General features: G+C 58.5%; 11 protein-coding genes and 1 pseudogene. 5 read left to right on the forward strand and 7 right to left on the reverse strand.

Features of this window, described 5'->3' with window-relative positions:
- Positions 1 to 73: 73 nt before the first annotated feature.
- Both PHA81_RS20370 and PHA81_RS20375 read left to right on the forward strand, forming a co-directional pair.
- Complete coding sequence (locus PHA81_RS20370; RefSeq protein ID WP_273838673.1) at positions 74 to 1783, forward strand: ammonium transporter; 1710 nt, start codon at positions 74 to 76, stop codon at positions 1781 to 1783.
- A gap of 105 nt (positions 1784 to 1888) precedes the next feature.
- Entirely contained in the window at positions 1889 to 2308 is a 420-nt protein-coding gene (locus PHA81_RS20375) for an Lrp/AsnC ligand binding domain-containing protein (RefSeq protein WP_273838659.1), read from the forward strand.
- A gap of 168 nt (positions 2309 to 2476) precedes the next feature.
- On the opposite strand, the gene PHA81_RS20380 is transcribed toward PHA81_RS20375, so the two are convergent.
- Positions 2477 to 3274 carry a transcriptional regulator FilR1 domain-containing protein gene (locus PHA81_RS20380; RefSeq protein ID WP_273838661.1) on the reverse strand — a complete coding sequence of 266 codons (798 nt, stop codon included), beginning with the start codon at positions 3272 to 3274 and terminating at the stop codon, positions 2477 to 2479.
- Positions 3275 to 3502: 228 nt separating this feature from the next.
- On the opposite strand from PHA81_RS20380, the gene PHA81_RS20385 reads away from it, so the two are divergent.
- The gene (locus PHA81_RS20385; protein WP_273838664.1) at positions 3503 to 4501 is read left to right on the forward strand and encodes a DMT family transporter; all 999 of its coding nucleotides are present in this window, start codon (positions 3503 to 3505) and stop codon (positions 4499 to 4501) included.
- A gap of 168 nt (positions 4502 to 4669) precedes the next feature.
- On the opposite strand, the gene PHA81_RS20390 is transcribed toward PHA81_RS20385, so the two are convergent.
- On the reverse strand, positions 4670 to 5878 hold the full coding sequence (locus PHA81_RS20390) for a transposase (RefSeq protein ID WP_337958946.1): 1209 nt from the start codon (positions 5876 to 5878) through the stop codon (positions 4670 to 4672).
- 128 nt (positions 5879 to 6006) lie between these two features.
- On the opposite strand from PHA81_RS20390, the gene PHA81_RS20395 reads away from it, so the two are divergent.
- Positions 6007 to 6837 carry an IS5 family transposase gene (locus PHA81_RS20395; protein WP_273838665.1) on the forward strand — a complete coding sequence of 277 codons (831 nt, stop codon included), beginning with the start codon at positions 6007 to 6009 and terminating at the stop codon, positions 6835 to 6837.
- 509 nt (positions 6838 to 7346) lie between these two features.
- Here PHA81_RS20395 and PHA81_RS20400 read toward each other — a convergent pair.
- The 4 genes from PHA81_RS20400 to PHA81_RS20415 form a co-directional block, all read right to left on the reverse strand.
- Positions 7347 to 7730, reverse strand: a complete 384-nt coding sequence (locus tag PHA81_RS20400; RefSeq protein WP_152424548.1) for a helix-hairpin-helix domain-containing protein — start codon at positions 7728 to 7730, stop codon at positions 7347 to 7349.
- Positions 7678 to 9219 (reverse strand): acyl-CoA carboxylase subunit beta, encoded by a 1542-nt coding sequence (locus tag PHA81_RS20405; RefSeq protein WP_273838679.1) that lies wholly within the window; start codon positions 9217 to 9219, stop codon positions 7678 to 7680. The genes PHA81_RS20400 and PHA81_RS20405 overlap by 53 nt, the downstream gene beginning before the upstream one ends.
- A gap of 85 nt (positions 9220 to 9304) precedes the next feature.
- On the reverse strand, positions 9305 to 10045 hold the full coding sequence (locus tag PHA81_RS20410) for a beta-ketoacyl-ACP reductase (RefSeq protein ID WP_273838668.1): 741 nt from the start codon (positions 10043 to 10045) through the stop codon (positions 9305 to 9307).
- A gap of 496 nt (positions 10046 to 10541) precedes the next feature.
- The gene (locus PHA81_RS20415; RefSeq protein WP_005046553.1) at positions 10542 to 10763 is read right to left on the reverse strand and encodes an HTH domain-containing protein; all 222 of its coding nucleotides are present in this window, start codon (positions 10761 to 10763) and stop codon (positions 10542 to 10544) included.
- 55 nt (positions 10764 to 10818) lie between these two features.
- On the opposite strand from PHA81_RS20415, the pseudogene PHA81_RS20420 reads away from it, so the two are divergent.
- Positions 10819 to 10887 (forward strand): annotated as a pseudogene (locus PHA81_RS20420) (IS6 family transposase); the annotation flags it as partial.
- 245 nt (positions 10888 to 11132) lie between these two features.
- On the opposite strand, the gene PHA81_RS20425 reads toward PHA81_RS20420, so the two are convergent.
- The coding region (locus PHA81_RS20425; protein WP_273838672.1) for a universal stress protein at positions 11133 to 11555 on the reverse strand (423 nt) is incomplete at its 5' end.

Raw genomic sequence — 11555 nt, forward strand, 5'->3', positions numbered from 1 at the left:
GCAGTTGCTCGGCACCGATCTCTCCACCGAACTCTCATCTCAGAAGCAGTCAACCGACGAGCTTTGTGAGGTACTGATTCTCCTCCAGTCGGGTGTCGACCTTGAAGCGGTGGCAAGTGGGGTCAACAACGTCTGGGTACTCACAGTCACGTTCCTGATCTTCTTCATGCACGCAGGCTTCGCCATGCTGGAAGCCGGACAGGTCCGGGCGAAAAACGTCGCCAACCAGCTCACGAAGAATATGCTGACGTGGTCGATTGGCGTCATCGTGTTCTTCCTGCTCGGGCAGGGCATCGCCAACATCACGGCCGGACTGACGGGTACAGCCGGGCTGGGTGGTGCGTTCTCCTACATCGGTGGCGGGTCGGACGCATGGATCTCGTGGCTGTTCGGCGCGGTCTTTGCGATGACCGCAGCCACCATCGTAAGCGGGGCCGTCGCAGGTCGGTGTAAGCTCCGCGCGTACGTCACGTACACCGTAGCGCTCGCAGCGGTTATCTATCCCGTCGTGGTCGGGTTTACGTGGGGCGGCGGTCTACTCGCCGAGACCGGTCTACTCGGCACGGGATATCAGGACTTCGCCGGTGGAATGATCGTCCACGGACTGGGTGGTATTGCCGGACTGACTGCTGCGTGGGTTCTCGGTCCGCGCATGGGTCGGTTCAATAGTGATGGAAGCGTCAACGTGATTCCTGGCCATTCGATGACGTTCGCGGTACTCGGAACGTTGATCCTGTGTTTCGGCTGGTACGGGTTCAACGTTGGCACCGCGGCTGCGCCGCTGGCTGTCGCCGAAGGTACCATTGAGCTCGGCGACTTCAGCTATGTGGGCCGGGTTGCACTCACGACGACACTCGGGATGGCTGCGGGGGCTATCGGGGCTAGCGCAGTCTCGTTCGTCCAGACCGAGAAAGTCGATACACTATACGTCGCTAACGGAATGCTTGCCGGACTGGTTGCCATCACCGCCACCACCGACGCGATCACGTGGTGGGGTGGCCTGCTTGCGGGGCTGCTCGCTGGTGCGCAGCTTCCGGTGGTCTTCGAGTTCGTCGAAAAGCGCCTGAAAATCGACGATGTCTGTGCGGTGTTTCCCGTTCATGGGAGTGCGGGCGTTCTCGGCGCACTGCTGTTCCCGTTCATCGCAGTCGACGGGTTCTCGATCGGCGCACTGGTCGGCCAGGTCGCCCTCGTCGTCGTTATCGGTGCTTGGACCATCGCGGCCACAGCGCTGATTTTCGGCGCGCTGAAGGCACTTGGCCAAGCTCGTGTCACGCCTGAGCATGAGCGCGACGGGCTCGATAGCGCCGAACACGGCGTCGACACCTATCCCGAGTTCGGCCTCGGCGATTCGGGTGGCCCGGTCGCCGACGGTGGCAGGGTCTACTCGGCGTCCGCAGGTGAAGAAATTCGTACTGACGGGGGAACCCCAAATGACGGCGACATCAAGATGGTAATGGCGATCGTCCGGCCGGACAGACTCGGCGCGGTCAAGAGTGCGCTCGCGGAGGTCGGTGCACCGTCGTTAACAGTCACGAACGTTTCCGGCCGTGGGAGTCAACCAGTGAAGAAAGGCCAGTGGCGCGGCGAAGAGTACATGGTTGACCTCCACCAGAAGGTCAAAGTCGAATGCGTCGTCGCGGATATCGCCGCCGAGGATGTCGTTGATGCCATCGTTGAACGTGCCGCGACTGGCGAACCCGGTGATGGAAAGGTGTTCGTCATGCCAGTAGAGAACGCTGCTCAGATTCGAAACGACGTTCGTGGAACAGATGCAGTATAAATCCCAATATATCTCCGCCGCTCTTGTAAGAGCGCACCACAGTCGATACTCATTATACATTCATTAATGAAAAACACAAATCTCCGAAACATCGATATCCAGCTGTTGAATGCCCTCTCTCGAGAGCAGTGGGGCGGTCTGAATACGTTTGCGGAAACACTCGGTGTCCCCGTCTCGACCATTCAGGATCGCGTTCGGCACCTCGAGAACACCGGCGTCATCACAGGGTATATTCCTCGTCTAAACTACGAAGCATTCGGATTGGATGTGACCGCGATTTTCGAGTTAGATGTTGTGGTCAATGCACTGACTGAGACTACCGCCAGGCTTCGAGAAAAGCAGCGGTTGATGGCTATCTATCGAGTTACTGGTGGCTATGATTTGGTTGCAGTCGGACGGTGCGAAAATCCCAACGAAATGAACGAGCAAGTCCATGCGTTCGTGACTAATCCCGATATCAAGCGGACGAATGCGAGCGTGGTGTTCGAGACGATCCGTGAATTCGAGCCGATGAAATTCGAGTGATGGGGTATTCGCTCTTCGGTACGTGATCGTTGGTGAGTCGGAGTGCTGTTTCGAGGACCCATCTATCCGACGGCGGCACCGACGACGAACCGAGTTCGACATCGCAGATCTCGCGCTGAATCCGAGACACCGAGAGTTCCCTGTCCAATACGGAGCCGTGGCTCGCTCTTACTCGTCGGTCAGCGTTGCAGGATCGAGTGGCGTTGCCTCGTTCCAGTACTGCTCGTGTCGCTCGTGCGCCCACGAAAGAACGTGTTCGTCGTCAGTATCCACGGCCGCTCGCAACAGTCCATCCTCGTCGCGCAACAACAGATGGGTCACGTCATCGGTGATCGTCACCGCAAGTGGGATGGCGTCGGTATGGAGACGGATCTCGGCGTCCTCAGAAGCGAGCAAATCCTGGAGCTGCTGGCGCAGCGACGAGTCGTGAGCGAGTGCGTCGACGGCGGCCGGCGAAAATACCCCCTTGAACGTTTGGTCGCCTGCGAGTGTCCGCTGATGAACGACAGCGAGGCTCCGTTCGTTGAACGCGTGCGAAAAAATACTGACGTGGTTCGACGCACGGAGGAGTTCGAGCACGCGCTGGACAGGTGCGCCCGGCTTCGTTTGGCTCGGGACCGTGATCGTGGCGTCACTGAGTCGTCGAACATCGAATCCCAGTGGTTCCGCCGGCAACCATTCGACGACTTCCCGGAGTTTCAGCTCCGTCTGTACGGTCTCCCACAGCTCCGTAAACTGTGCTGCGACGAGCTGACCGGTCGCCGTTGCAGTGTAGGCCTCGCCGTCGCGAGTTATCCACTGTCGGTTCCGGAGATCGTTGAGCACCCGTCCGAGCGTTGGTTGTGAGGCATCAGTGTGGTTTCCGAGCTCACGACGCGTGTACGCATCCTCCGTGAGAACGGTGAGTACCTCGACGCGATTCGCCGACAGTGCGAGGAACTCGATTTCTTCGAGTGCAGCATCCATAGTGGGGGTTGACCGCCGTTCGTGTATAGCATTTTCGTACCTTGAAACATATTCATAGTATGAATACCAGCCACGGCTCCACACACATTCAATCTCTGAATAGTTTTCTGAAAGAATATATGAGGTGCCCGCTCTAACCTGCTATTATCCAATGGAGGTCGATACTGTGCTGGACGACTGGACGAGTGGCGAACGAACGGACCTACTGTGTTGGCGGGACAGCGCGTAATGGCGTCACGGTATCGTGTACTTGGCCTCTTTGTCGTCGCGAGCACGCTCTTCGGGGGAACCTTCGTTGCTGCCAAGGGTGGACTGGCGTATTTCCCTCCCTTGCTCTTCGTCGCCTTCCGGTTCGATATCGGGACGGCGTTGATGCTTCCGTACGTGCTTGTGCGATTTCCCCGAGAGAAGTGGCTCCCTCGGACCCGCGCTGATGTTGCGGGGATTCTCGCTGCCGGTGTGTTCACGATCGGTTTGACGAACGCGTTCATCTTCGTCGGACAGCAGTCCGTGACCAGTGGCGTCGGGGCGATCTTTATGAGTCTCAACCCCATCCTGACACCGGTGTTCGCAGCCGTGTTGGTGTCAGACGAAGGCTTCTCCCGCTACGATGCCGGCGGAATGCTGCTTGGCTTCGTCGGTGTGGTGCTGGTCGCCAGCATCGACCCGACCAACCTGTTCGATGGAGCCGTCATTGGCAAGGCCGTGCTCCTTGCTGGGGCCGTGTGCGGTGGGCTAGGAGGGGTTCTCATTCGACGGGCGGATTCGTCGCTACCGAGCAGTGTCCGTACCGCTTGGGGGCTCCCGATCGGGGCACTACTCTGTCATTTCATGAGTCTCGCAGCCGGCGAACAGCCAGCGTTAATCGAGTGGACACCGGCGGGGCTGGTCGCGCTCGGCTACGTTGGCGTGTTCTCGGGTGCGCTTGCCTTTATTGCGTACTTCGGGCTCTTGGACGAGGTCGGCGCGATCCGCGGCAACATGATTTTCTATGTGGTCCCGATCGTCGCGACACTCGGTGGCTGGGTACTCCTCGGGGAGACAATCTCGCCGCTCACGATCGCCGGGTTCGTGACGATCGTGTGCGGCTTCGCGATCATCGGTCGTGGGCCGATCACGACGGAACTCGCCCGGTTTCGAGCGTACATCGGGGCCAAATTAGGCTCGGCTACCGAGCAAATGGCCACTGTTGCCCGCACAGATCCCAACTGGGGGGAACAAGATTGACCAGCCATAGTATCAGCTTACGGGCTTCATCCACAGATCAACTCGTGGATTTATTTGTATTTAAATTACAATTTCTCCGTGAATCTCGGCTTGGCAAGATCGTTTGAGTCAGTGAGATAGGCGTAATCTGGACAGAGATGCTGTATTCGTTTTATCGAGAGCGTCCCTTCAAACCAAGTCGATGTAGAAACCAGATCGCTCATTCAGTGCAGTATATGTCTTGAAGGCTGTAAGAAAGAAATTCGCGAAAGAGGACCACGAGAATTCACGCACCAGTTCATGCAGTTGCTCCCGTCGCTCCGCTCGCGGGAGCGACGGAGCGACCTCTTCGGTCATTTCGAGCAACGTCTCGACAAGATACGCCTCCTTGGCATGATCGAGGCGGACGCTCAGTCCGCCTCGTTCTTCCCAAAATGCCACGTTCGCCCGCTCAGCGAACGTTACCAGTGTCCAGGCGAGAAATACCAACTGGATGTAGCGCTCGATCGCCTGTTTTCGCTCCAGTTGGTACTGCTTGAAGCCGAACTTCGCGTTGGACTCCTCGTGGACCGTCTCGATGTTCCATCTGTGCTCGACGAGTTCGAGGATCTCGGCCGCTGACCGGCCGAGATCCGTACTCAAATAGTGCCGAGTTGTATCGTCCGTCTTGCTTGCGACGATTTTCACCGGTCCGACGTCGTCGATTTCGACGATCTCGCTCGCGACGTCGTAGGTTTTCTCCTTTCCACGGACGGTGATCGTCGTCGACTCGTATTCCAGCGTCGACGCCCTCGCGTCGACGCGTTGGGTCCAGACGGCTCCCTGTAGAGAGACGTGTTTGTCGGATTTCAGCCGACAAACGACGTCATGGCCTTGGTCTTGGATAGCGACAACTCTCTTGTCGCCGTAGTACGCGGAGTCGAAAACAACGGTGAGAGCCGCTCCAGCCGGCAGCTGGAGCGGCGTGACGATATCTTCGACGGCGATTTCGGTCTTTTTCTTGAACGGCTCGTCGAAATCCGGCGCAAGTTCCTCTGGAACGTACATCCGCGCGAGGTAAGGAACGTAGACGTCACCGACCTGGAGGCAGGAAGTGACGAGCTTGTTGCCCAACTCTGTCTCAGCAGCGACGGGATTGTACAACCGGGCGACGCCATCGGTGGCGTCGCCGGTTTTCGGAGCGAACGTATCGTCAATGTGGAGGAGTACGTCGTCACCGGCACCGACCTGGAGTTGGTCAAAGACGTACTCAGCGTGGCATTGGGCGAGGTTGGTGGCCGACCAGTCAGCACCACCGAAGAAGTAGTCGTAGGCTCTGCGGGATTTCGCGTCCGCGTCGGGACGCGAAATCCCACGGGAAAGTTCGCCAACCGTCCATTGCGCTTCGGCGAGAATCAGCGCGCTGACGAGGTGTTTGAACGAATCAACGTTGCGGCTATCGGAGAAGACGGCTCTGTTGAATCACTAGACAGCGGCAGGATGGGTCGCTAAATCAAAGGCGTTGAAGCGGGAGACTTGAGTTGTCCATGACGCAAATCTCCCGCTTCACCGAGGAAGTTGTACCGGTTGCTCAAAGAGTTACTGGCGATGGAGACGAATCCGCCGCCCCGGACGGTGGCGGCGGATTCGCCGATTACGCCTTCGTTTCCCTCCACTGTCTTCGGATTTACCTCGATACGTCCTACCGCATGACTATCGATTTACTGAAGGAGATGCCGCAAATAACCGGGGAGATCGGCCTTGACGCGGCCGATCTCCCTGCGCCGTCGACGTTATGTAAAGCACTCGACCGGATCGAGATGAGCCTCTGTCGAGTGCTGCTGCGCCAGTCGGCGCAGCTGCACGATCCATCCGAACACGCTGCCCTCGACGCCACGTTCTACGAACGCGACCGCGCCAGCCGCCACTACTGCCAACGCACCAACTACCACGTACAGACGCTCAAGGTCACGAAACTCGTCGATACAGAATCCCAAGCTGTCCTCGACGTACACTGCTCGACGACGCTGGAAGGGAGCGATGCCGACCTCTGTGAGCAGATCGCCCGCCGAAACGCGGGCGATCTGCGGACTCTCGCTGCGGACAAGGGTTACGACAAGACCACTCTCCGCGAACGGCTGCGTGAGATCGAGATTCGCCCACTCATCAAGCACTGCATCCGCGCACCGTACGATCACGCCCACAACGCCCGAATCGACGAGGATCTCTACGCACAGCGGTCGATGACCGAAACCGTGAACTCGGCGGTGAAGCGCTCGCTCGGCTACGCCGTGCGAGCGCGTACCTGGTTCCGTGAGTTTCGGGAGATTGCGCTGATGTGTGTCGTCTATAACATCAAACGAGCTGTGAAACAGTGAATTCCATCGCCTTATGGCGATTCAACAGAGCCGAGAAGACTGCTTCGAATGCCGCGAAAGCTTGCTCAAACCACGGCGGAAGACGAGTAACGCCGAGCACAGTAAACGAGCATCAAATCTCGACTGGGAACCGCTGTTCGATGTCACTACCTACTGCTCGCTGACCAGTCAGCGAGCGTAGGGAAAAGTTGCCAAGCCGAGCGTGAATCCGGTGTACTATCGGAGAGCGGATGAGGAGCAGGGCCCAGATCGAACGATCAATCCTGTGTTCTAATCTTTCTTCCTTGCTACTGATGGATGCGCTTCATCACACTTCGACATTCCGGACAGGCAACTGAGGCCCCTTTGTCGGTACATATTTGGTTTTCACAGTTGACACACTCGTAGATATGGCTCGTCATCGTCTCTTGATTTTCGAACTCACACGGAAAGAGTCATGTGTTTGTTTGTTATTCACATCTACTCAGCGGTAGGGGGAATGATTGGTTACAAGATAGTCATTCTCTGTTTCATCCTCTTCGAAGCGCAGCACAGTAGTGAAATCCGGAATGAATCGAGATCAGGGCTCTGATCCTACCGAGAATCGGCTGAGTGCCGTCCGATAGATAGGATTCCTCCGCGGCCTCGGCAGCTTGAACGATCCGTTCTTCCGCCTGTGATCCGGCGATCTCTGCGAGATCTGTGACCGTTTCGGCAGTGGTAGCCGCCAGATCGCCGGGCGTCTCGATACCCGCGTCGTGGAGCCGCTCAGCATAGGTTGGACCGATAACGTCGAACGCTTCTTTGAACGCGACGGATTGCTCTGAGCTACTTCCATCGTTTCTGTGGAGCGTGAGTCCATCAGAGCTGGATGTTACCGTGGTCTTTCGACGGACTGTCGATCCGTTTGCGATCGAGCATCCCGAGGTCGCGGATCAGGCGCTCGCGCGTCTCGCACGGTTCGATCACGTCGTCGATGTAGCCACGTTTGGCGGCCGAGTAGGGATTCGCGAACTCCTCGCGATACTCGTCCATCAGCGCCTGGCGCGTCGCTTCCGGATCGTTCGCGGCGGCGATCTTGTCACTATAGAGAATGTTGACTGCACCGCGCGGCCCCAGCACTGCGGTTTCCGCACCAGGCCACGCATAGTTGGTGTCCGCGCCCAGCAGCTTCGATCCCATCACGATGTACGCGCCACCGTACGCCTTCCTGAGGATGACCGTCGACAGCGGCACCGTGGCCTCGGCGTACGCGTAGATCAGTTTCGCGCCGTGGCGGATGATGCCGTTGTGTTCCTGATCGGTGCCCGGCATGAATCCCGGCACGTCAACGAACGTCAGGACAGGAATATTGAACGAGTCACAGAACCGGACGAACCGCGCGCCCTTCTGGCTCGCCTCGATATCTATGGTGCCCGCGTTGACGCACGGCTGGTTCGCGACCACGCCCATCGGAGAGCCGTCCATCCGCGCGAACCCCGTCACGAGGTTCCGGACAAAGTCACCATGAACTTCGAAGAACGACCCCTCGTCAACGATGCCGTCGATGACTGCAGTCACGTCGTAAGGTTTCCGGGGTTCGTCGGGCACGATCCCGTCCATCGGCGAATCACGCTCGGGATCGTCCCACGGCTCGACCGCCGGTGGATCCTCGACGTTGTTCTGCGGGAGATACGAAAGCAGGCGCTTGATGTCGTCGAGTGCGTCCTCTTCCGATTTACACGTCCTGTGCGCGACGCCGCTCTCGGTGGCGTGGGTGGTCGCCCCGCCCAACTCGGACATCGAGATCTCCTCACCCGTCACGGTTTCGACCACGTCCGGGCCGGTGATCATCATGTGGGAGGTGTCCTCGACCATGAACGTGAAGTCGGTCAGCGCGGGCGAATAGGTCGCCCCGCCAGCGCAGGGGCCCATGATCGCCGAGATCTGCGGAACGAGTCCGCTTGCCTCCGTGTTCCGCCGGAAGATCTTCGCAAAGCCTGCGAGCGAGTCGATCCCCTCCTGGATGCGTGCGCCCGCCGAGTCGTTCAGCCCGATGATCGGAACGCCGTTCTCGATCGCCTTGTCAATCACCGTACAGATCTTGTCGGCGACCGCCTCCCCGACCGATCCACCAAGGACGGTGAAATCGTGGGCGAAGACGAACACGGTGCGGCCATCGACCTCACCGTAGCCGGTGACGACGCCATCGCCTGCGTACTGCTTGTCGTCCATGTCGAAGTTGGTCGAGCGGTGTTCGACGAACTGGCCGACCTCGCAGAACGTGCCGTCATCAAGGAAGTAGTCGATCCGCTCGCGTGCAGTGAGCTTTCCCCGGTCGTGTTGGGCCGCGATGCGCTCGGTGCCGCCGCCACGCTTTGCCTCCGCGCGCCGCCAACGGAGTTCCTCGGTCGGCGACTCCACAACGTCGGCGTCGACGGTGTCCGTTTCGGTGTCAGCCTCAGCATCGGTCTCGTCGGGGACGGCGGCTGGGTCTTCGGTCACCACGTTACCATTCCATCCCGCCGTTAACGCCGAGGATTTGACCGGTCATGTACGCCGACTCCTTTCCTGCAAGAAATCCGACGATCCCCGCCACATCGTCGACCTCGGCGAAGCGATCCAAGGGAATACGTTGGAGGATCTTCTCCAGAACATCATCAGGCACGTCACAGAGCATGTCGGTCTTGACGAACCCCGGCGCGACACAATTCGCGGTGGTGCCCGAACTGGCGAGTTCGAGCGCGAGAGTCCGGGTAAACCCGAACAGCCCGCTTTTGGTGGCCGCGTAGTTGGCTTGGCCGTAGTTGCCCTCTTGTCCCACCACCGATGAGATATTGATGAGCCGGCCGTGTTTCGCCTCGCGCAGATCGTCGTAGAACGCCTGCGTGCAGTTGTAGACCCCACCGAGATTCACGTCGATTACGCGCTCCCAGTTCGCGCGAGTCATATTCTCAAACGTTCGATCGACAGTGATGCCCGCGTTGTTCACGAGGACATCTACCGGCCCGAACGCATCATGAACTGCATCGCACATCGCTTCAACCGCGGTGTCTTCGGCGACGTCAGCTTGGAGTGGAGTCGCGCTCCCGCCCGCGTCCTCAATCGCGTCAGCCACCTCGTAGGCGTCGGCCTCCGATGATCGGTAGTTCACACCGACGTTAGTACCCTGATCGCCGAGCGTTTCAGCGATCCCGCGGCCGATCCCTCGCGATGCACCCGTTACCACGCACGTATATGTATCCGTCATTTGCTTGCTGTGGGTTGATCGAGGAGAGACGACCTCACCCATCGCTCTGCATGCCGCTCGCTCTACCTACGTGCCGTCTGCAGCCCGATTGGCACCAGTCAGGTCTATCACATTCTCCCCCTTGACCATCATGATCGCTGTTAAGTGTGATAAGTATTCTGGTGAGAAAATATATGTTCTATAATGAAGGTACTGCTGGTGCAGAGTACCAAACCAGCGAAAAGAGGAGCAGATATCCCCCGGAAGAAATTCGATTCGGAGAATTTTGTGCGAGGCGATTTGTGTTGATACAGATACTCGCTGGTCATGAGGTATCGGATGCGCCGAGTGAGTTGAGGAACTCAGTGATCGTGCGGTGTCTGGCAGGACCCGAGTACGGCGACACCTCGCGGAGGGTCTCGTCTTCGTAGACGGCAAGATAGAGCATCGGCGGTGCAATGACTTCTTGAGTGGTGTCGGTAGCCAGTGACGACTGTTCGCGACGCTGGAACCCGGACTAGAGACTGTGGCTGTTTTGGTCAGCCCACGCTTCGAACTCGTGGGCTTTGTCGAGTGCCGTCGATGCGGTCCCATCCGGATATCCGCTACTGGCCGTCGCGATGTACTCTCTCCATGTGTTAACCGTGAGAACATCGAGAAGGCCGTTCTGGTCGAAGTCTTCCAACTGTGCAAGAACGGCCTGCTGGAGGTCATGAATACCGGGAGCACGTTCCCGCATCCAGAGTTCGGCTCTGAGATGAGCGCGGTCAGCATCTATCTGCTCGGTGGCCCAGGCAGAGCCGTCGCGGGTCGCCGTCGACGAGAAACAGATCACCGTCGATGGCGAGAAGAAGTGGCTCTACCCACGATCGACACTGTGACCGTCGTTGGTTTTTTCGCTGTCGTTATCGGCTTCTCGCTGGTGAGTCGAAGCACGTTGCAGGAAACGATTGCTCAGCTCAGGGATTCCACGCCGCGCGTTCGCCCAGTCTCTCAAAAACGTGGCGATTGATCCAGCTGTCTACGTATGTTCGAGAATCCACCCTGAACGGCAAACCGGGGTTGTGTCTCAGCCGCTATTGGTGAATAGTTGGATCTGTAGAAGCGCTCAGGATGTATCGGCACGCACGAATGTTACGGGACAGGGTGCGGAAAGCATCACTTCCTGAGCAGTAGAGCCGAAGACTGCCTTACCGGCGGGCGAGCGCTGCCGGCCGCCAACGATAACAAGATCGGCATCTGCTTTTTCCGCCAGCCCCACGATGCTGTCGCCGTGGCCGCCGATCGCACCGCCGACAGCATGTTCGACGCCGGTCTCGTCAAGCTGACCGATGAGCTCACGGATCGTAGCGTGTCGGCTCGCTACATCGTCCGGTGATACCTCTCCACTCGTCGTGTCGAATCCAAGTCGATCGAGGGATTCGGCATATTCCTCGTCGGTAAAGACGTGGCCGAGCACGACGGTTGCGTCCGACGGCCCAGCGATGTCAATCGTCTCTTCAGCCAGTCGATCGATTCGATCAGCGTCACC

The sequence above is a fragment of the Halococcus sp. PRR34 genome (assembly GCF_028617175.1).
GTDB lineage: Archaea > Halobacteriota > Halobacteria > Halobacteriales > Halococcaceae > Halococcus > Halococcus salifodinae.